This is a genomic window from Nocardia noduli (assembly GCF_019038455.1).
Classification (GTDB): Bacteria; Actinomycetota; Actinomycetes; order Mycobacteriales; family Mycobacteriaceae; genus Nocardia; species Nocardia noduli.
Map to the genome: position 1 here is coordinate 1 of NZ_JAFMPL010000081.1, position 20,616 is coordinate 20,616.

Here is a 20,616-nt window from a genome sequence, read left to right on the forward strand (position 1 = left end):
GGCTTGTGCCGGGGGTTCCTGGGGGCGGGGTTCCTGGGCGCGGCGACGACGGCCGCCGCGTTCGTTGTCCACCTTCTCGACGAGATCCTGCACCGTCAGTGGAGCCGAACCGGAATCCGCGGGGGTGTCGTGGCGTGACCGCCGCGAGGTGTGCGCGCCCTCTTGTTCGTTGCTGTCCGCCGTGGAATAGCGCTCCCACGGGGCGCGACCTCCGGGCCGTGGCGATTGCCCGTGCCGATCGTCACCCACCAACGAACCTCGCTTTTCGTTCTTGTCGTCGCCTGGTCGGATAACGACCGGCATGACCGATTTCGCCAATGATAACGATTCCGCCACGACGAGCGAGCCCAGCGCGAGGCTCGAGCGGTCGCACCGATGTTTGCTGCCCGCTGAAATTCGTTAGCTGGATATTAGCGATATGTACACGCATATCGGCGGCGCTGATTATTCGCCGCGCGCGCGTGTTTGCCGGGCAGGGTGAGTGGCGATAACCACAGTGAACAGTTACGAGGGACATTCGTGTGCTCTGAACAGTGCTCTCCGGACGGGACGGTGCGGATCAACCGCCGCTGTGCATGACATCGGCGGCGGTCGGTACCGCGACATCGTCGGGATCATCGAGCCACCCGTGCGGCAGCGCGACCTTACCCGGTGAACCCTGTCGTCCGCGCGGTCCTTCGGCATCGCTCGGGAACGGCGCGGTCGGATCCAATTGCCCGATCAGATCACGCAATTGCGTCAGGCTCGACACCGTGGCGAAAGCGCGACGCAGATCCGCGCCGACCGGAAAGCCCATCAGATACCAGGCCATGTGCTTGCGCAGATCGCGCAGCGCCTTCTCCTGGCCCAGATGTTCGGACAGCAGTGCGCCGTGTCGATACAGCACCTCGCCGACGCGGCCCAGATTCGGCGCTTCCGGCAGCGGCTGACCGCGTAGCGCGGCCTGCAATTCCCCGAAAAGCCAGGGGCGGCCCAGGCACCCGCGTCCGACGACGACGCCGTCGCATCCGGTCTCGTCCATCATGCGCACGGCGTCGGCGGCGGAGAAGATGTCACCGTTGCCCAGTACGGGAATGGTCCGCACGGCCTCCTTGAGGCGCGCGATGGCCGACCAGTCGGCCTGACCGGAATAGCGCTGGGCCGCGGTGCGGGCGTGCAGCGCGACGGCACGCGCGCCTTCCGCCTCGGCGATCCGGCCCGCGTCCAGGTAGGTCAGGTGTTCGTCGTCGATGCCGATGCGGAATTTCACCGTCACCGGAACACCGGCCGGTTCGGCCGCGCCGACCATGGCCTGCACGATCCGGCGGAACAGGGCGCGCTTGTATGGCAGCGCCGCGCCGCCGCCGAGCCGGGTGACCTTGGGCACCGGGCAGCCGAGATTGAGATCGATGTGATCGGCCCAGCCCTCGCCGACGATGATGCGAACCGCCTCGCCGAGGGTGGCCGGGTCGACGCCGTAGAGCTGCATCGAACGCGGATGTTCGTCGGCGTCGAACGACATCATGTGCAGCGTCTTCTCGTTGCGCTCGACCACGGCCCTCGCGGTGATCATCTCGCAGACGTAGATCGAGGTGGAACTGCCGAATTCGCGGCACAGCTTGCGGAACGCCAGATTCGTGATGCCCGCCATCGGCGCCAGCACCACCGGCGGATCGACCGGATACGGTCCGATCCGCAGCGCGCTCGTCGCCTCGGTAGTCATCGTCACGCCCATCAGTGTCTCATCTCCGGTCGGTGTGACCGCTGACACGGGCGGTGCTGTGGTCGGGAGTCGGTACCGCGACAGCGACGCGCCGGCACCGGGATTCCCGGTGCCGGCGCGTTCGTGTCTCGTCTCGTCGCGGTGATGGCGGTGACTCAGCCCGCGTTCGCGCCCGCCAGTTCGCGCTTCTTGGCCTCGCGGGCCAGCATGCGGTCGCGCTGCTCTTCGAACTTGAGGACGTCCTGGCCGAGTTTGTCCAGGAAGATCGCCAGGCGATCACGGACGGCCTCGCCGCGCGGCGTGAAATCGGTGCGCTCGAACAGGTCCCACTTCTTGAGCACCGGCTGCACCACTTCCTCGAGGTGCTGGCGCAGGTCGTAGATGCCGTGCTTGGCCATCAGCACGCCGTTGCGGCGGAAGTTGGGCATGCCCGCGCCCGGCATCTGGAAGTTCTCCAGGATCAGGGTGATCGCCTCGATCGCCTGGTCGGGGCACAGGTCCAGTGCCGCGCCGCACAGGTTGCGGTAGAAGACCATGTGCAGATTCTCGTCCGCCGCGACGCGCTGCAGCATCCGGTCGGCGATGGGGTCGTCGCACACCCTGCCGGTATTGCGGTGGCTGACCCGGGTCGCCAACTCCTGGAAGGTGACATACGCCACCGAGTGCAGGAAGCCCGCGTCGGCGTCGGTGGGGGAGGCGAAACCGTTGGTCATGTGGATCATGCGCGCTTCTTCGAGCGCCACGGGATCGACGGCGCGAGTGACCACGAGGTAGTCGCGCATCACGATGCCGTGTCTGTTCTCCTCGGCCGTCCAGCGGCCGACCCATGTTCCCCACGCGCCGTCCTGCGAGAAATTCTCGGCGATCTCGCGGTGGTAGGAGGGCAGGTTGTCCTCGGTGAGCAGGTTGGTGATCATGGCCGCCTTCGCGACCTCGTTCAAACGGGACTGATCAGGATCCCAGTCCGCCCCGCCGAGCGCCGCGAAATTGCGGCCCTCGTCCCACGGGACGTAGTCGTGCGGATGCCACTCCTTCGCGAGGGAGAAGTGCCGGTCGACGTTTGCCTCGGCAACCGGCTCCAACTCCGTGAGAAGCTCGAGTTGAGTCAGATCCCTTGCCATGTAATAGCCCTTCCCAGTGCGTGCACGCTGACAGGTCGTTCCCCCCGGTGTCGTGCCGATGCGGCCATACCTTACGGCACCGTAGGTGTGATGCGAAACGCATCGACAGGAGAAAAATCGCCCGGTGATGCACTTCATACGTCGTCTTCGACGTCCCCCGCCGCATCCGATTCTAGGTGGTTTCGCAGCCCTTGCCTCCTTGGAGCACGCTGTGAATTACCACAGGACCGGATGCGATTTCGGCCCGCCGTGAGTGTTCTATCGCTGTCGGCGCGCAGTTGTTAGCCGCCGTCGGACGATTGTTTCCCGGCATCGATTCGCGGCCCGAGCCTGTGCGGATCGCCGTTGATCTCGGTGGCGGGACCAGCTGTCTCCGATCGACTCGCATCGCTGGGACGACGTCGACCGCGCGACCGGTCCGTTCGACCGTCGACACGGCCAGGGCGCCGTCGATTGTCACGATGATCATCGCCTACTACGGCACGTAGCCGATGCGGGTGAGCCCTCGGCAGCCGATCGAGGCAGTGCAATTACAAACTGACCGGTCTGTTCATGTGGTCGATCCGCATCGGCCCACGGTGATGTTGCTTGTGGCCGGGCGACAGGGTCGGCCCGAGTGCTCGGCCATAGGACGCGATGCCCACCCTGCCGTGTGCGGCTTCACAGACTTCGGGCGGCGGCAACGGTTCGAGGTGAGGAACGACCGCCGTCACTGACGGTTCCAGCCCGAGAGTCGGATCGTCGTCCGCCGACGGCACGGCGTGGAACGATTCCAGACCTCGGACGAGCTGCGGGCGCGAGAAGACGTGCGGCGGTCCTGGGTCCCCGGGTATCAGGAGGAACAGGGTGTCAGGGAGAGCGCGGCAACCCGTGGTAGTTCCCGGTTCGTCCCGACCCGTTGTGAACGCGCCGAGCTGCTGCCACCTTCGCGTGTGGCAGCCCGAGCAGAATCGTGTGTGTCCACATCGAACCGGCCATCCGCAACGTGGCCGGAACCTGCTCGCCGCGCAGTTGACCGCTGCCGACCACGCGCGACGGAATCCGCACCACCGGAGATATCGATCCCGGTATCTGCCGACCGAAAGCGGCTATCGGGCCGCGGAATTGGATTCGCTCGATTCACCACCCTTGTCCATATCGGGGGCGGACCGACTCTGTCGCTCCGCGTGACCTGCGCTGCCGCCCGCCGCGTCGTGTTCAGCCGTGTTCCACGCCTCGTCGTCGTCTTCGCTCCCCTGACGGGCGGCGTATCCGGTGTGCCGCCGAGCGCACCGGTCGAGGTCGGTCGGTGCGCGAGAACACAATCCTGCCCGCTGTGTTCGGCGCCGCGGTGCGTGCGCGCCTCGTTTCCGGTGCCGCGCGGTAACTCGATCATCGATACTTTCCGCCGATCGGGTGATTCGGTGATTGCCGATACTTCGCTGTCCGAGCGGCTGTGACGAGGGGCCATGACCTCGGTATCGGCATGGGTCGCATGGCGATCTCACGTGGTCGCGAACCTCGCGCGGATCGGTTCCGAGCCGTCGCCGCTGCCGTGCGCGCGCCCGGTCCTGCGGGTGCTCCGGCGGGCTCGGATGCCGCGTCGGCCCGCATTTCTGCTCGGCGCCCGGTGTCGGGTAGGCTCTCCAGCCGAGCCCCTTTAGCTCAGTTGGTAGAGCTGGTGACTTTTAATCACTAGGTCGTAGGTTCGAGTCCTACAGGGGGCACTCGCATCGGCGGGGCGGAGTCGCCCGGTGAGCCGGCATTCGCGCCGGCCCGACAACTCGCGTGAGCTCATCGATCGAGTACGGACATGTACGCGCGACGGCGCCCGCGTTCGTTCCCGGCGTCGCCCGCCGCCGCAGGTCGTGATGTCGCATCGGGTAACAACGGCCGGGTGCCTCGCGATAGCCCCGGTAACCATTCGCGGTCCGGCTTTGTTCATTTCCGGACAATTTCGATATCATCGAATGATGTTGCCTGGCAAAGTCTTTGGATTTCCGGGGCGGGGCGGTCCCGATCTCGGGGAAGTGTGGCGACGGCGCGCGCGGTCGGTGCCGGGCGGGTGGTGCGGTGTCGCGGAGTCCGGTGAACGTCGCTGCGCTGCTGACGAATTCGGCGTTGCGGCCGGATGAATATTGGTTGCGAGATGTTTGCTGAATTGGAGAGTGATCCGCGTCCGACAACTGACTCCTCGGTTTGCCGCATGTCGGCAGGTGATTGCGGGTACGGTGACGCGTGGGTGAATTCCGGAGGAATCTGCGAATCACCCGGGGATCTGGAATTCGGCTTATCGTTGGTGTGTCCGACCGCGTTGCGAACGGTTCGGCCGGTCGTGGCAAACCCGGACTCGATGCCGCAGGAGGCTCATTCGAGAAGAAGTAATGCCCGGGTGCGCACCCCCTGCGGCGCACCCGGGCAGGAAAACTATACCAGCTGGTGTGTTTCAGGTTTTTCGCAAGTTTTCGTACCGAAAGTTTGAAACTGGGCGAAAACCCGGTTTGAAGTATTGATAAAACTCATAACTTTGCGCCAAGGGTCCGTTCCTAAGGGGGGCACCGATTGGCGGCGAGTAGGCTTCGGAGGCGTTTCGAGCATGGCACGGCAGCAAGAGCGGGCCCGCCGGACACGCGCGGCGATTATCAGGTCCGCCGCCGTTGAGTTCGGGAAGAGCGGCTATGCCGCTGCATCGCTCAACCGCATATTGGAAGGTTCCCGCGCGACCAAGGGCGCCATGTACTTCCATTTCGATTCCAAGGAAGACCTGGCGCGCGCGGTCCTGGAGACGGCGGTGGAGCGCTACCGCACCTCGGCCGAACGGTGGCTGGCGCGAGCCGATCTCGGACCACTCGACACCCTGCACGGGATGGTCGACGAGATAGCGCTACGTCTCGAGCACGACATCATCGTGCAGGCCGAGTACCGACTCATCATCGAACCGGACTTCTATCGCGATGTGCAGGCGGGTGGGGGCCGGATCCTCGGCCGTGCCACCCGGGTCCTCGTCGTCCGGGCGATCGAACACGGTCAGCTGCGCCTCGATGCCGACCCCGACCGATTCACGCGCACCCTGACGGCGGCTCTGGCAGGTCAGCGGTACATGGTCGACCTGGCGGCGGGGTCGGTCGATCTGCGGTCGCGATTCCGCGAGGCGCTCGAGGTGGTCATCGAGTCCATGTCCACGCCGGAGTGGACCGAGAAGTTCCGGGTGAACGGCTGGCGGGCGACCGCGCGGCTCGAGGAGCTCGGGCTCGTGCTCTAGCCCCTGTTTCATGGCTCTGACCAGCCGATTTGGGAAACGCGGTACAGCTGTCATAAGCTATGCGAGCTCCCAACGGACACCCGTTGAAAGCCGGTCCGGAGGAATCCGGGACGAGCCCCCTTCGTCTAGCGGCCTAGGACGCCGCCCTTTCAAGGCGGTAGCGCGGGTTCGAATCCCGTAGGGGGTACGGTCTCTGGACCGTTGGTAGCACGCAAGGCCCTGTGGCGCAGTTGGTTAGCGCGCCGCCCTGTCACGGCGGAGGTCGCGGGTTCGAGTCCCGTCAGGGTCGCAAGTAAACGCCGGAGAAATCCGGCGTTTCGCGTATGGCATTCGGAATGGGTGCCTGCGGCCAGGTAGCTCAGTTGGTACGAGCGTCCGCCTGAAAAGCGGAAGGTCGCCGGTTCGATCCCGGCCCTGGCCACATCAAATCCCCCTCGACCGAGTCGAGGGGGATTCTTTGTTTCTCCACCGGTGAGTGCGTGAGTTTCCCGCCGAGTTCACGTCGTCGAAGTTCACGGTGTCGAGTAATCCACTGCCTGTCGAGCGGCAGGTCCGCGGGGCTGTGCTTGGACCAGTGCCGTGCTGGGAGTTGGGGCCGTGCTGGGAGTTGGAGCTGCGCCTGGCACTGGGTTCGCCTGGCACTGGGTTGCACCAGGACAGGGCTGCCTCAGGTCAGGATTGCAATCAGGACAGGAGTGCGCGAGGGCCGAGTTGCGATCGAACCGGGCGGCACTGATTCGGACGAGCCATCCGGATCGACCGGCCGCATTTACTCGGGCCTGGGCACAGCAGGCGCGTGGCCAGGGCTGGGACCCGGTTGCGCTGAGACCCGGCAGCAGTTCGGCCAGGGCCGCAACTCGGCACAAGGGCCGCAGCTGGAGACCCTGTCGTCCTGGACCCTGTCGTCGTGGGACTGGGCCGTCGTGGGGTCGGCTATTGAGGCCCAGGCCACAGCAGGAACCTGGCCGCAGTGGGCTGGGCTGGGCTGTAGTTGGACCGCGCCCCAGCTGGCGAGTCCACTGCGGTGGAAGCGGGCTGCGACTGGGCCGCGCAGCAAGAACTCGGCCGTTATGGGACCGGGCAGTCGTTGGACTAGGCCGCTGTTGGGTCGGGCCGTTGTGGGGTCGGGCTGCCGTTGGACTCGGCCGCTGTAGGGCCGGGCCGCAGCTGCGACCCGGCTGGTGGGCTGCGCGGCAAGGACCCTGCGGCCGTAGGGCCAGGCAGCCCTGGGGTCGGGCCGCAGCAGGCTGGGCCGCAGTTGGCCGCGGGCGCTCAGCGGGGACCCCGTCGCAGTAGGCAGGGCTGCGACTGGGACCGCGCAGCAAGGGACCGGGCAGCAAGGGACCGGGCAGCCGTAGGGCCAGGCAGCCGTGGTGCCGGGCAGCCGTGGTGCCTGGCCGCAACTGGTGCTGGGACGCAGCAGGGACCCGGGCGCTGTGGGGCCCGGCTGTTGGCTGGGACCAGGCCGTGCCGGGGCGTTTGGGATCCCTGGTGCCGGTGCCGGTGCCGGTGCCGGTGCCAACCGACGAACGGCGCTGAGCAGGGAGCCACGCCAACGCGGCGGAGAAGGCGAGCGTGTTCGGTGCGCAGACCGCTCGACTCCGCGCCAAGGCTACGAAAGCCGAAGCGGCGCAGAACCTGGCCCAACGCGCCGACCGACTGCTCGCCGACCTCGACCGCGCTGTCCCGGGACGGGACCGCAGTGCGTTGAAACCGGGCTGTGCTGCAACTGGATTGAGTTGGGATCGGGTCGCCTTGGGACTGGTTGTGCCAGGTCAACGTGTCAGGGCTGGCTGCGCCTGAGACCGCGCAGCGTCGGGGCCGGGCTACGCCTGAAACCGCGCAGCGTCCGGACGGGACCGTGTCTGAAGCCGTCCAGCGCCAGAACCGTTCTGTCCCACGGTGTGGCGGTTCATGCTGGCCGCGCCGCGCCGCGCCGTCGAGTCGGTCTGATGCGGGACCGATCTGTTCGGGGGACGGGTTGTATCGAGAGTGGGTCTTGCCAGGTCCCAGCCTCAGGGCTGCTGTGCGCCTGACGCGGTGCAGCGCCGAGACTGTTCTGGTTCCGTGGCGTGGACGTTCGTACGTGCCGCGCTGCTGGGTCGGACCTGTCGGGGACCGATTTGTGCTGGGTATGGGCCTGCCTGAAGCAGCGCAACGCGGGGCTGCGCAGTTTCATAGTGTGGATGCTCATGCGTGCCGCGCTGCTGGATAGGGCTGGTCGGTGACCGATCTGTGTTGGGCCGTGCCTGAGCCATGCGGCGTCGAGGGTGCTCTGTCTCTGGTGCGGACGTTTGTATGTGCCGCGCTGCGGGGGGCGGACCGGCAGGGGATCGATTTGTGTTGGGGCTGGGCTGTGCCTACGCCGTGCAGCGCCGGGGCTGCCCTGCCCCATGGTGCGGCCGTTCACGCCTGCCGCGCTGCTGGATAAGGCTGGTCGGGGATCGGTCTGCGCTGTGAACGAGCTGGAAAGACCAGTACTGCGCTGGACCAGAGCTGAATTGGACCAGCGCTGATCCGCGCGAGAGCCGGGGCCGTCCGCAGATCGGGTGGAGGCATGCAGCGTGGCGACCTGGCCGTTCGAGCCCCGGCCGTCGGGAGCGCTGGGTATGCCGACCTGGTTGCGTACGGAGTGGGCATCGCGAGAACCCTGGCTGCTGAGGGGACAAGCCGTGATGTTCAGCGAGATGAAGCGATGCCCACCGGCGGCTCACCACGATGATCGGTTTCGCGAGTCGACCGAGCCTGCGGAGACCGCGGCCGAGGGGATTCGGTGTGCGCCGCCGGCGAGGCGTGTGGCGCGTGATTATCGCGCGATGCACGGGGTCGCGGGCTTGCAGCACGCACCGTACACGGCCGGACTATTTCGAATACGGCGACCATTCGGAGAAACGGTGTCGGTGTTCCATTGTGCGAAGTATTCGGAGCCCGTTTTCCGGGGTAGAACCCGTCGCTCGATCGCCGACCGACCGCTTCGGTGCTGCCGAACCGGATGGTGTCGACGGACCGGCGAAGCGAAATCAGGATCGGGTACGCGGTGATCTTCGGGATGGTCACAATCGATGAACTGTCATGTTTTCTCTGGAAACGTTGTGCGTTGCGGTGAGATGAATAAGTTCTCCTCACTCGAAACTCGTGACATGTTGGCAATTGCGTGGGAGTGGGCAGTCTGCACAACGGAGAATCGACGATCCCGGTGAATATGTATTCCATCCTGAAACGTGTAGGCGAGCAATCGTGCCGGATTCGGGGCGTTCCGCGGCTACCGAGTCGGAACCGCGCGGCAGGGCCCTCGGCGGAGGTTGCCGGTCGAGCCCCGGAGGGGCGGAGCGCGGGGGAGGCCGAGAAGGCGAACGACGACGGTCCCGCGTAATTCTTCCAGGGAAGTGCGAGATCGGGCGTCTCGACACGAGTGCAGTGGTAATCGCTTGCTGTGGAATCGATTCGGCGAGTCGATATCGAAATTTCAAGGGAGGAAACTAAACTCGCCAGCCGCCAGCCGCCAGCCGCCAGCCGCCAGCCGCCAGCCGCCAGCCGCCAGCCGCCAGCCGCCAGCCGCCAGCCCGCCAGCCCGCTATCCACGAGATCGCGATGTCGAACGTGCCCGGCCGCTCTCGCTGGTGTCGCCCCGGTTCCGGGTCCGACACCGGCGGTCCGACACCGGCGGTCCGACACCGGCGGGCCGACACCGGCGGGCCGACACCGGCGGGCCGACACCGGCGGGCCGACACCGGCGGCATTGAATGCGTCTCGCTTCGACATCGAGGCGAGGAGAGCGGCACCCCTCGGGCATCGCCGCTACCCGCTAGATCGACGGTCAGCCGACCACGGCCACCGCTGGGACGTGCGCCCGCTCTGCTTGGCTGCACTCACCCGCCCCGTACACCCTCCGCGACCGTGCGACCCGGCGAATCCCCGGGATCATGGCGAAATCCGGGATTGGTTCGTTCGATCGGTGGAATGCTGGGGATATGGCGGAAAAGTGGTACTACTGCTTGAAGCATCAGCGTGCCGAGCAGGGAATGCGGTGCTGGTTCCGGGACCGGATGGGCCCGTATCCGGATCAGGCGACAGCCGAGCGGGCACTCGATATCGCGCGGGCGCGCAACGAGCGTGAGGACGCGCGGGACCGATCGTGGCGCGAGGGTGAGTGATAGTGACTGATCACACTGCGTAATACCCCTCGGGTGCTCCTCAGGTCCATCAACTAGGGTTCTCAGAAATCAACCGAGTGCTCGGCGGTCCACCGTGGGCTGTGGGGCCGGACCAGGTGAGCAGGGAGGGCGACCCTTGAGGGTTACCGTTGTTGTGCCGACCTACAACGAGCGGGAGAATCTGCCGGTTGCGGTGGAGCGGCTGACGGCGCTGCCGGTACCCGACCTGCATGTACTCGTGGTCGACGACAATTCACCGGACGGAACGGGTGAAGTCGCCGACAAACTGGTGGCCGAATCGCCGAATACGGTGGGTGTACTGCATCGCACCGAGAAGGACGGCCTCGGCCGCGCCTACATCGCCGGGATCACCCGCGCGCTGGACGAAGGCGCGGACGTGGTGATCCAGATGGACGCGGATCTGTCGCATCCGGCCGAGGTGATTCCCGCGATGTTGGAGAAACTCGAGACCACCGACGCCGGTGTGGTGCTCGGGTCCCGGTATGTGCCCGGCGGGTCGACCGCCGAGGAATGGAAGTGGTACCGCAAGGCGCTGTCCGCGTGGGCGAATTTCTACGTGAACCTGATCCTGCGTCTGAGCGTCAAGGACGCCACCGCCGGTTTCAAGGCGTGGAAGGCCGACACGCTGCGTGCCATCGACGTCGCCTCGATCCGGAGCAACGGCTACTCGTTCCAGGTCGAGATGAACTATCGCACCGTCAAGAAGGGCATCCCGATCGCCGAGGTGCCGATTCGCTTCGAGGAACGCACCGTCGGCGCGTCCAAGATGAGCCTGAGGGTGCAGTTGGAATCGGCGTTGATGCCGTGGAAGTTGTTGTTCGGCCGCTCGGTGTAGACCGGGCCGAAACGACCGGCGGGGTCGCGCGTCCTCGGATGCGCGACCCCGCCGTCGTGTTCGTCAGCCCCGGGTCAGTTTCCGGTGCAGCCCCTCGGTGGCGACGACGATGACGGGCACCAGCACCACGTGCATCAGTGACAGCGCCACCGTCGACGCGGTGTCGAATTCGGCCGCGATCGTCAGGGCGATGGTGCCGAGGGCGAGCAGCGAGCCGACCACGGCCGCGACGCGCAGCACCGCCACCCACTTGTAGGACAGCAGGGCGGCGGCCCCGAGTCCGATCAGCAGCGGAACGATCGACAGCATGATGACGCCTCCGGGGGCGACGGACTCTCCCTCGGAGGTGAATTCACCGCCTGCGGCGGCGCCGATCAGCCAGACGATCAGATTCAGTACAAGGGCGACGGCGATACCGCCGAATACCGCTGTCGGACGGTTGAGTGCGGGGATGGGCAGGACGCGGTCTGCGGGTTGTGCGACGGACATGGTGACCTTCTCCTGTGCGAGAGCTGTGAATCTGCTGTGGAATCCAATGGTGGAACCTCAATGACCGTTCAGGTCAATACCTCCGCGCGGATGTGGCGTCGGTCACGTCGTCGTCCGATCGCCCTCAGCTGTCCGCAGGCCAGTTCAGCAGCGTGTCGATGTACAGCTGCCGCACCCGTTCGACGTCGTCGTCCATGGCGTTCGGATCCCATCCCGACACGTCGATCGGCGCGAGGACGGTGACGTCGACGACCCCTCTGCGCGCGATCATCGAATTGCGCCGCGAGATGTCGCCCGCGTTGCGGATCACCACCGGAATCACCGGAACCCCGGCCTGATGCGCGATATGGAACGCGCCCTTCTTGAAGCGTCCGACTTCCGGCGTGTAGGAGCGGGTGCCCTCGGGGGCGATCCCGATGGACAATCCGCCGCGCAAGGTCTCGACCACCGGCGCGAGTTGGGCTTTCGCGGTCGCGGTGTCGGATCGATCGATGAAGGTCACGCCGACGAAGCGCATGAGCGGGCCGAATATCGGATTGCGGGTCAGTTCCTTCTTCCCGATTCCGGTGACCCCGCCTTCGAGGACCCTCGGCACGATGATCACGTCGAATTGGCTCTGGTGGTTGAACAGGAATACCGCGGGCCGCGGTGATCGGGCGTGCTCGGTGCCGGTCACCCGCAGCTGTACCCCGAGGACTCGCAGCGTGGCGGAGGTGGCGTGGACCAGCAGCGCGTCGGCCATCTTGCGCCGCTGTCCGGTGAACGATTTCGACAGCACGCCGAACAGCGCGCCGCCGAGCAGGGCGGCCAAACCGGCGACGGTGCGCAGGTAGTCGACCGGTCCGGGTGCGCGCCGGGGGCGGAAGGTCAGGGCGAGCCGATCGTCCTCGGTGGCGGACGCGCCGAGCCCGCGATCGGGGTTCACGGCCACCGGATGTCCGACGGCGGCGAGCAGCGGCAGGTCGGCGGCGGTGTCGGTATAGGCGTAGCTGCGGTCGAGTTCGAGACCTCGGGTCGCGGCGACGGCGCGGATCGCGTCGAGTTTTCCGTTGCGCCACAGTGTCTTTCCGGCGACGTAGCCGGTGAGCACGCCGTCGTCGGCGGCCATCTCGGTGTAGAGCACCTCGTCGACGCCGAGTTCCTCCGCGACCGGAACGACCTGGAATCGGGTCAGCGCACTGGCGAGTACCACGGTATGTCCCACCGCCCGGTGCGTCCGGATCAATTGCCACGCTTCGGGATACAGGTATCCGTAGACGCTGTGCCGGAACACTCGCCGACCCGCTTCGTCCAGATCGGACTCGCTTCGGCCCGCCAGCGCGGACGACGACGCCTGGAGGAATCGGCTGTACTCGCCGTCGGTGAGGTTGGCACGAATGCCGTCGAGCAGTACGGCGCTCGCGTCGGGTTGTCCCCTCGTCGGCCGGTACCACCTCCTCCGGGCGAAACCGCCGTTCAGGACCGCGCCGAGGTCGAAGATCGCGGCGATCCGAGGGCCGTGCGGACCGGACCGGATCGCGGCGAGCAGGGTGGGCAGATCGTGCGGCGCGGCGTGCGGGCGTGCGGCGGGCAGGCCGGTCGCATGCGGTTCGCTCGTCATCGCCGCTGCTCCAGCCGATTCGACGGGTCGAGCGCGGCGGCGCGGGAGATGCGCGCGCCGAGGGTGCGCAGTTCTTCGGCGAATTCTTTTCTGCGACGGGTGGATTCCGCGCACTGCTCGGCCGATTCGGGATCGCACGGTGCGACGAGATCGTAGTTGTCGGCGAGTTTCAGTGCGCTGGTGAACAATTCGGTGGAAACGGATTCGGGGCTGTGCAGGCGCTGTTGCAGCAGCATCTGTTTGCCGACCGCGACGCATTCCTCGAGGAATTGCTTACGGTCGAGTTCCACGCCGGGATCGCGGGCCGCGAGACGTTCGGCGACGACGAGTTGCGCGTCGACGAAGGAGCGCAGCACCCGGTGCGCCATCATGAAGCCGGAGGCGGACAGTTTCTCCACGACGTCGTTGCCGAAGGTGTCGCGTCGGGTGTGGTTGTGCCATTCGGGATCGACCAGCAGCATCTCGGCGGTCAACTGCGCGGCGAATTCGGCGCGGTCCGGGAAGAAGAAATCGAATTTCAGCAGGTCGCGCAGCCGGTACGCCTCATCCCAGCCCGCGCTCAGCTCATCGCGTTCGGGCAGTTCCGCCGCCGCGATGATCGACAGTTCGAGGATGGCGCGATTGATGAACCAGTGCACGGCGCTGTTGCGATAGAAGGCGGCCTCCAGATGCGCGCCGGATTCGATCGAGTAGACCGGTTCCAGCCCGCCGCGATAGACCGTGACGACCTTGGCCAGCGACAGTTGTTCCAGCACCACGGCCAGGCTCTGCTCGTCGCGCAGCGCGGCCAATTCGCCGCTGGGCAGTCCGCGTTTGTCGATATAGCCGAGCACGGGCGCGAGCAGCGTGCGCACCTCGCCGAGGGTGAGGGCGCGTTCGTGCACGCCGAGCAGGGCGAGGGTGGCCAGCGCGTTGACGGTGACCGGGGTGACCGCGTTGATGCCGACCGCGATTTCGAAGGCCAGCCGCTGCACCGCCTTGCGCTCGAGTTCGGCGGTCTCGTCGTCGGTCGCGGTCGGCACCGCTTCGACGCGGGCGGTGTCGGTGCGGTGCAACGGGATCGAGACGAGTGGGGTGCGCAGCGGATCGCCGTTGGCGGCGAGGCGTTCACGCGCCGACATCGCCGCGCCGAACCGGACGTAGACGTGGCCCGCCGAATGCTGCTGGCTGCGTACGTAACGCGCGAGCCAGGCCAGGCCCTCCGGCTTCTTCTTGCCGCCGACCTGTTCGGTGGCGATGGCGCCGAGTTCGTTGAGCCGTTCGTAGGTGATCGATACCGGGACCAGCATCACGTCCTCGACCCGGTTCCCGCGCACCGCGGCGGCGAGGTAGTTGAGCAGGCCGTAGCGCGGTGGCCGGAGTTTCCCGGTCCGGGTCCGCCCGCCTTCGAAGTACCACTCCAGGTTGAATCGCTTGACCAGCAGGTAGGCGAAATACTCCTCGACGACCGCCTTGTACACCTCGTCGTCGCCGAAACTGCGCCTGATGAAGATGGTTCCGGTGCGCCGGGCGATCGGGCCCATCGGCCAGAAGCTGAGGTTGGCCCCGCCGATGACGTGGTTCGGCGGGAAATCGCTGCGGGCCAGCACATCGCCGAGGACGAACGCGTCGACGTAGGAGCGGTGCGAGGGCAGGAAGACCAGCGGGTAGCGGCGGTTCAGTTTGCGCAGCGCGTCGAGTCCCGACTCCTCGGTCTCGACTTTCCATGTCGAGGCGTGCACCGGTCGCATGGCCTGGGTGAACAGGTCCGAGACCAGCCTGCTCTGGGAGGCGACCAGTTCGTTGAGCGCCCGTTCGGCCCGTCGGTAGACCTCCTGCGGGTCCGCGCCGATGCGGTCGGCGACGAGTTCGAGGGTGCGCAGGAATTCGGGGGAGTCCAGGATCTCCTCGGTCACCAGTCGCGGCACCTTGTACCGGTCGCCGATGACGGTGCGCTCGGCGCGTTCGAGGGCGAAGACGGCGGCGCGCACGATGGCGCGGGCGAACGGCTCGGCCGAACCCGCCGCGAGCATGGCCGAGGCTTCGGGATTGTTCTGCCGCAGTTCGCTCAACAGCGCGGGCTGTCCGGTCAGGACGACGTGGCGGTCCGGTGACCGGCGCACCAGCCTGCGCTGCGCGAGCCGGTTCGGTTTGCGCGGGTTGGTCATCAACGCGATGTCGGCGAACGTCATCCGGCGGACACCGTCGCGTTCGGGCGGCAGCCACAGCACCCGGACCGGGACGACGAGCGGATCGTCACGTCTGCCGACGAGACGGTCGGCGATGGCGCCCGCGTCCAGATCCAATTGGGTGACCGGCGCTTCGGCGCCGAACTCGGTGGTGAGACCGCCGTCGGCGAGCCAGGTGCCGATGAGATCGCGTTCGGTCGGCGAGGTGGCATCGACCAACGCCACCACCGAACCGGGTGGCGTGGTCCGCGGAGCCGGTGCGGGCGCACCTCCGTGGTGATCGATCATTGCTGGTCCCTCCGCAGACAGGCGATCCCCTTATTCAAGCCCTCGGCGACGGTTTGCGCAGGAACTCCGGCGGGTGAGTTCATCGTGCCCGGTCGAACGGACAGCTGAGGTTTCGGGACACCGCCACGGCGGCGCAGGTAATGCTAACCTTACCCCCTAAAGTTAGGTCAGCATAACCTTTGGAGGACCGTTGTCGACCACGGACGAGCGCTTGCGCGTGGAGTATGTGACCGATCCGGCGGCAGCGATGTCTCGCCTGGCTTCGGCCGATCGGTTCGGCGAGTACGTCATGTACGAGCGTCCGGGGGAATGGGTGTTCGCCGCCGACCCGATCGGCAGTGTCGAACTCGATGTGCACGAGTTGCGGGTGACCTGGGACGGTCGAACCACAACCTCGGAATGGGAGGGAACCCCGGCGAGCGTGCTCGACACGTCGCTGGGCACACTGCCGCTGGAAGGCCGCAATGCCTACGGCTGGATCAACTTCGAATTCTGTGCGTGGGCGCTCGACGCGACCGCGCACCTGGATCCGCGGGCGACCCTCGCGCATCTGATGATTCCGCGGATCGAGGTCCGCGTCGGCGCGTCGGGCGTCGAGATCTCCGGCGCGAGACCCGACGAGGTCGAGGATATCCACGACCTCATCGCGGCCTCGCGAGACAGCGCACTGCCGAAACCCGAGCCCACCGATATCCGCGTCGACCCGACCGGATACCGGGATCGCGTCACCACGGCGGTCGAGGAGATCCACTCCGGCCGGTACCAGAAGGTGATCCTGTCGCGAAAAGTCGACCTGCCCTTCGTGGTCGACATCCCGGCCACCTACCGGCTCGGCCGTGCGCACAACACCCCGGCCCGCTCGTTCCTGCTGCGCCTGGGCGGTCTCGAAGCCGCCGGTTACAGTCCGGAACTGGTGGCGTCGGTGGACGACGACCGCGTCGTGACCACCGAACCGTTGGCGGGCACCCGCGCCTTCGGGCTCGGCGTCGAGATCGATACGGCGGCCCGCGCGGATCTGGTCCGCGATCCGAAAGAGATCGTGGAACACGCGATCTCGGTGCAGACCTCCTTCGCCGAGATCACCTCGGTCGCCGATCCCGGTACCCCCGCGGTCTCGGATTTCATGGCCGTTCGTGAACGCGGCAGCGTCCAGCATCTGGCGTCGACGGTGCGCGGAACTCTCGCCGCGGGCCGTTCGAGCTGGGACGCGCTCGAGGTGCTCTTCCCGTCGGTCACCGCGTCCGGTATCCCCAAGCGGGAGGGCGTCGATTCGGTCTTCCGGCTCGACGGCGCGCCGCGCGGTCTGTACTCGGGTGCGGTGGTGACGATTTCGCCCACCGGCGCGCTGGACGCGGCACTGGTGCTGCGCGCGGTCTACCAGACCACCGAGGGCGCGTGGCTGCGCGCGGGCGCGGGCATCGTCGGACAGTCGCGTCCGGAGCGGGAATTCGAGGAGACCTGCGAGAAGCTCGGCAGTATCGCGCCATACGTGGTCAAAGCCTGATCGGCGCAACCTGATCCGGAGAACGAGAAAGGCCGGGCGGCATATGCCGCCCGGCCTTTGCCGCGTCCGGTGTCAGGCCTCGGCGCGCAGCGCCTTCTTGTCGATCTTGCCGACGGCGGTCACCGGCAGACGTTCCGACCGGCGCAGCAGATCGGGCAGTTTGTAGGTGGCGATGCCACGTTCGGTGAGGAAGATCTTGATCTCTGCCAGCGTCGGCATCTCGCCGTCCACGACGAGGACGGCGCAGACCTTCTCGCCGAGCGAGGAGTCGGGCAGGCCGACGGCCGCCGCGTGCCTGACCGCGGGGTGGGCGAGCAGGTGCTCCTCGAGTTCGTCGCAGGAGATGTTCTCGCCACCGCGGTTGATGACGTCCTTGATCCGGCCGGACACCACCAGGTGTCCCGAGGGCAGTCTGCGCACCAGGTCGCCGCTGCGGTAGAAACCGTCCGGGGTGAAGGCGCGTGAATTGTGTTCGGGCGCACGGTAGTAGCCGCGAATCGTGTACGGGCCCCTGGTGAGCAGTTCGCCCTCATCACCGGGCGCGACATCGGCGCCCGCGCCGTCGACGACCCGTACCTCGTCGGCGGGCGAGAGCGGCCTGCCCTGGGTGGTGCAGACCAGATCGGCCGAATCGTCGAGCCGGGTGAAGTTCAGCAGCCCTTCGGCCATGCCGAACACCTGCTGCAAGGTCGTGCCGAGCGCGGGTCCGACCTCGCGGGCGTTGACCTCGACCAGTTTCGCGCCGCCGACCTGGAGCAGTCGCAGCGAGCCGAGGTCGGCCTCCTCCCAGTCGACCGCCGCGCTCCACAACTGGGCCAGCGGCGGCACCACGGCCGTCACGCTCACCCGGTACCGCTCGATCGCGGCGAAGGCGTTCTCCGGGCTCGGATCGGTGACGAAGGCCAGTGCCCCGCCGACGCTCACGGTGCCGAGGATGCCGGGGCAGGCCAGTGGGAAGTTGTGCGCGGCGGGCAGTGTCGCGAGGTAGACGTCGTCCTCGGTGAGTTCGCAGATCGCGGCGCTCGCGGTGGCGTTGTAGACGTAGTCGTCGTGGGTGCGCGCGATCAGCTTCGGCAGACCGGTGGTGCCGCCGGACACCAGCATCAGCGCGATATCGCTCGGGTCGATTTCGGGTAGCGCGGTGTCGGAGGCCCGAGGTACCGAGGACAGCGCGGTGAACGGGCCGGGGTCGCCGTGTACGAGGACGTGCCGCAGAGTCGGCACCGCGTCCTGGACGGTCGCCGCCAGGTCGCGGTAGTCGAAATCACCCTGGCGGTCGGCGACGATGTAGGCCACCGCCTCCGAAAGCGCCGCCAGGTGTTCGATTTCGGCCCGGCGGTGCGCGGGCAGGGTCAGTACCGGGATGATGCCCGCGCGCAGCAGGCCGAACAGGACGGCCGGGAACTCAGGAACATTCGGCAGCTGTACGACGACCCGGTCGCCAGGCGCGATGCCGAGCGCGAGCAGACCCTTTGCCATCGCGTCGGCGTCGGCGTCGAGCCCCGCGTAGTCACGCACGGTCGCGCCGTCGAGCAGCGCGGGCCGACCCGGGTGGCGTCGCGCGGTGTCGCGCAGCAGGTCGCCGAGTGGCCGTCCGGCCCAGTAGCCCGTGGTGCGGTAGGCCTCGGCCGCGTCGGCGGGGAAAGGGACATAGCCGTCGCGGTGGCCGGTCGGTGCGGGGGATGTGGAAGTCACGGTCTGCCTCACAGGGGTCTCGTGCGGGAGCGAGCGATATCGATTACCAAGTAGGTTAGGCAACCCTATCCGAGACGTCCGGCGAAACCCGTGACAGGCATGCTCCGCCGACTAGACTCGCCCTATGACCCGTTGGGACGCTTCGAACATCCCCGATCAGACCGGCCGGACGTTCATCGTCACCGGCGCGAACAGCGGACTCGGCGCGGTGGCCGCGCGAGCGCTGGCAGGCGCGGGCGCCGAAGTCGTGCTGGCCTGCCGCAACGTCGACAAGGGTGCGGCGGTGGCCGCGGAGATCGGCCCTCGGGCGCGCGTGGCCCGGCTCGATCTCGCCGATCTCGCCTCGGTCCGCGAATTCGCCTCGTCGGTGGACGCCGCCGACGTGCTGATCAACAACGCGGGCGTGATGGCCGTCCCGCTCGCCCGTACCGCCGACGGTTTCGAAAGTCAGCTCGGCACCAATCATCTCGGCCATTTCGCGCTCACCGGTCTGCTGCTCGACCGGATCTCCGACCGGGTGGTCACGGTATCCAGCGGTGCGCACGCGATGGGCCGCATCGACTTCGACGACCTGAACTGGGAACGCCGTAAATATCAGCGCTGGAATGCCTACGGCCAGGCCAAACTGGCCAATCTGCTGTTCGCCTACGAATTGCAGCGCAGGCTCACCGCGGCCGGATCGTCGAAATTGTCGGTGGCCGCCCATCCCGGCTACGCCGCGACCGAATTGCAGTCCCACACCGAATCCTTCTTCGACCCGCTGATGTCGGTGGGAAATCGACTCTTCGCCCAGAGCGCGGAGATGGGTGCGTTGCCCGAGCTGTACGCCGCGACCGCCTCGGTCGAACCGGGCGCGTACTACGGGCCGAGTTCACTGGGTGGTCTGCGCGGATATCCCGGCCGATCGGGGTCGAACAAGGCGTCCAAGGACGAGCGGGTCGCCGCCGATCTGTGGGAAGTGTCCGAGAAGTTGACCGGAGTCACCTTCCCGTTCGGCGCCTGACGCCCGCGGGATCTCGACGGTCTGTCACACATCGCGCGTCCGCGTCGTCCTCTCTGTGAAGGCATAACGCTCACAGGGAAAGAAGGACACCATGGACGCGCGATTCGACTACTTCGGCAACGACAACGGCGCCAAGTTCATCAAGCGCCTCGGCAACGCCGCGATGGTCGTGGACGGATCCACCCTGCCCGCCTCGACCCAGGAACTGGTCAAGTTGCGGGCCAGCCAGATCAACGGCTGTGGATTCTGCACCGATATGCACTACAAGGACGCCGTGCACGCGGGGGAGTCGCCGCTTCGGCTGAACATGGTGGCGGCGTGGCGGGAGGCCACCGTCTTCACCGAGGCGGAGCGGGCGGCGCTCGCGCTGGCCGAGGAGGGCACGCGCATCGCCGACGCCCATCACGGCGTCGGTGACGACACCTGGGCCCAGGTCGAGAAGTATTTCGACGCCGACCAGATCACGGCGCTGATCTCGGTGATCGCCCTGATCAACACCTACAACAGGATCAATGTCATCACCCGGATGCCCGCCGGTTCCTACGAGCCGGGGCAGTTCTCCTGACGTGACACTCGGCCCCGAACTCGCCGCCGATAGCCCTCCGGCATCGGCGGTGATCTCGGGCACTTTCCGGAAACCCGACGTTATTCTCATCGTCATCTGTTGAACGGGACTGGTAGTGTCGCCGTCGTGCAGCGCGCGTATTTCTGGTTTAGCAAGCCGGCCCCGGGTGGGCTGGTCTGCGCCACATTCCTGCGCTGACTCTCCCTCACCCCGAGCCGGATACTGACCGG

The 20,616-nt window shown here is 67.0% G+C and carries 12 protein-coding genes, 4 tRNA genes and 1 pseudogene; 10 read left to right on the forward strand and 7 right to left on the reverse strand.

Going from position 1 to position 20,616, the window contains the following annotated elements; translation table 11 throughout:
* The 3 genes and pseudogenes from JZ792_RS30260 to JZ792_RS30270 form a co-directional block, all read right to left on the reverse strand.
* A pseudogene (locus JZ792_RS30260) lies at positions 1-249 on the reverse strand (LCP family protein); the annotation flags it as partial.
* Positions 250-559: 310 nt separating this feature from the next.
* Positions 560-1,702, reverse strand: coding sequence for a tRNA dihydrouridine synthase DusB (dusB, locus tag JZ792_RS30265; RefSeq protein WP_216915925.1), 1,143 nt, complete (start codon positions 1,700-1,702; stop codon positions 560-562).
* A gap of 155 nt (positions 1,703-1,857) precedes the next feature.
* Positions 1,858-2,823, reverse strand: a complete 966-nt coding sequence (locus JZ792_RS30270) for an acyl-ACP desaturase (RefSeq protein WP_216915877.1) — start codon at positions 2,821-2,823, stop codon at positions 1,858-1,860.
* A 1,633-nt stretch (positions 2,824-4,456) separates the two neighbouring features.
* Between JZ792_RS30270 and JZ792_RS30275 the strand changes: the two genes are divergently transcribed.
* The 7 genes from JZ792_RS30275 to JZ792_RS30305 all read left to right on the forward strand — a co-directional run bounded on the left by JZ792_RS30275 (position 4,457) and on the right by JZ792_RS30305 (position 11,074).
* Positions 4,457-4,529 (forward strand) — tRNA-Lys (locus JZ792_RS30275).
* Positions 4,530-5,398: 869 nt separating this feature from the next.
* Positions 5,399-6,064 carry a TetR family transcriptional regulator gene (locus JZ792_RS30280; RefSeq protein WP_216915879.1) on the forward strand — a complete coding sequence of 222 codons (666 nt, stop codon included), beginning with the start codon at positions 5,399-5,401 and terminating at the stop codon, positions 6,062-6,064.
* A gap of 114 nt (positions 6,065-6,178) precedes the next feature.
* Positions 6,179-6,251: transfer RNA gene (locus JZ792_RS30285), tRNA-Glu, on the forward strand.
* A gap of 28 nt (positions 6,252-6,279) precedes the next feature.
* Positions 6,280-6,353: transfer RNA gene (locus JZ792_RS30290), tRNA-Asp, on the forward strand.
* A gap of 58 nt (positions 6,354-6,411) precedes the next feature.
* Positions 6,412-6,485 (forward strand) — tRNA-Phe (locus tag JZ792_RS30295).
* A gap of 3,550 nt (positions 6,486-10,035) precedes the next feature.
* Positions 10,036-10,218, forward strand: coding sequence for a hypothetical protein (locus JZ792_RS30300; RefSeq protein ID WP_216915881.1), 183 nt, complete (start codon positions 10,036-10,038; stop codon positions 10,216-10,218).
* Between the two features lie 136 nt (positions 10,219-10,354).
* Positions 10,355-11,074: a polyprenol monophosphomannose synthase gene (locus JZ792_RS30305; protein WP_254190569.1), complete on the forward strand. Its 720-nt coding sequence runs from the start codon at positions 10,355-10,357 to the stop codon at positions 11,072-11,074.
* 63 nt (positions 11,075-11,137) lie between these two features.
* Here JZ792_RS30305 and JZ792_RS30310 read toward each other — a convergent pair whose 3' ends face one another.
* The 3 genes from JZ792_RS30310 to JZ792_RS30320 all read right to left on the reverse strand — a co-directional run bounded on the left by JZ792_RS30310 (position 11,138) and on the right by JZ792_RS30320 (position 15,619).
* On the reverse strand, positions 11,138-11,563 hold the full coding sequence (locus JZ792_RS30310; RefSeq protein ID WP_216915883.1) for a DUF6069 family protein: 426 nt from the start codon (positions 11,561-11,563) through the stop codon (positions 11,138-11,140).
* Positions 11,564-11,687: 124 nt separating this feature from the next.
* Positions 11,688-13,163 (reverse strand): HAD-IB family hydrolase, encoded by a 1,476-nt coding sequence (locus JZ792_RS30315; protein WP_216915885.1) that lies wholly within the window; start codon positions 13,161-13,163, stop codon positions 11,688-11,690.
* A complete protein-coding gene (locus JZ792_RS30320) occupies positions 13,160-15,619 on the reverse strand; it encodes a glycerol-3-phosphate 1-O-acyltransferase (protein ID WP_216915887.1) in 2,460 nt (819 codons plus the stop codon). Before JZ792_RS30320 ends, JZ792_RS30315 begins: the two co-directional genes overlap by 4 nt.
* Before the next feature lie 190 nt (positions 15,620-15,809).
* Between JZ792_RS30320 and JZ792_RS30325 the strand changes: the two genes are divergently transcribed.
* Positions 15,810-17,123: a salicylate synthase gene (locus JZ792_RS30325; protein ID WP_216915889.1), complete on the forward strand. Its 1,314-nt coding sequence runs from the start codon at positions 15,810-15,812 to the stop codon at positions 17,121-17,123.
* A gap of 72 nt (positions 17,124-17,195) precedes the next feature.
* Here the strand turns inward: JZ792_RS30325 and JZ792_RS30330 are convergent, their stop codons facing one another.
* Entirely contained in the window at positions 17,196-18,818 is a 1,623-nt protein-coding gene (locus JZ792_RS30330; RefSeq protein WP_216915891.1) for a (2,3-dihydroxybenzoyl)adenylate synthase, read from the reverse strand.
* A 124-nt stretch (positions 18,819-18,942) separates the two neighbouring features.
* Here JZ792_RS30330 and JZ792_RS30335 point away from each other — a divergent pair, with 124 nt between their 5' ends.
* Positions 18,943-19,821, forward strand: coding sequence for an oxidoreductase (locus JZ792_RS30335; protein WP_216915893.1), 879 nt, complete (start codon positions 18,943-18,945; stop codon positions 19,819-19,821).
* 91 nt (positions 19,822-19,912) lie between these two features.
* Positions 19,913-20,386 carry a carboxymuconolactone decarboxylase family protein gene (locus tag JZ792_RS30340; RefSeq protein WP_216915895.1) on the forward strand — a complete coding sequence of 158 codons (474 nt, stop codon included), beginning with the start codon at positions 19,913-19,915 and terminating at the stop codon, positions 20,384-20,386.
* The last annotated feature ends 230 nt before the right edge of the window (positions 20,387-20,616 follow it).

Bases quoted from the DNA above. Each gene is read 5' to 3' on its own strand.
- dusB (WP_216915925.1), bottom strand. From the start codon at position 1,702: ATGACTACCGAGGCGACGAGCGCGCTGCGGATCGGACCGTATCCGGTC.
- JZ792_RS30270 (WP_216915877.1), bottom strand. From the start codon at position 2,823: ATGGCAAGGGATCTGACTCAACTCGAGCTTCTCACGGAGTTGGAGCCG.
- JZ792_RS30280 (WP_216915879.1), top strand. From the start codon at position 5,399: ATGGCACGGCAGCAAGAGCGGGCCCGCCGGACACGCGCGGCGATTATC.
- JZ792_RS30300 (WP_216915881.1), top strand. From the start codon at position 10,036: ATGGCGGAAAAGTGGTACTACTGCTTGAAGCATCAGCGTGCCGAGCAG.
- JZ792_RS30310 (WP_216915883.1), bottom strand. From the start codon at position 11,563: ATGTCCGTCGCACAACCCGCAGACCGCGTCCTGCCCATCCCCGCACTC.
- JZ792_RS30315 (WP_216915885.1), bottom strand. From the start codon at position 13,163: ATGACGAGCGAACCGCATGCGACCGGCCTGCCCGCCGCACGCCCGCAC.
- JZ792_RS30320 (WP_216915887.1), bottom strand. From the start codon at position 15,619: ATGATCGATCACCACGGAGGTGCGCCCGCACCGGCTCCGCGGACCACG.
- JZ792_RS30335 (WP_216915893.1), top strand. From the start codon at position 18,943: ATGACCCGTTGGGACGCTTCGAACATCCCCGATCAGACCGGCCGGACG.
- JZ792_RS30340 (WP_216915895.1), top strand. From the start codon at position 19,913: ATGGACGCGCGATTCGACTACTTCGGCAACGACAACGGCGCCAAGTTC.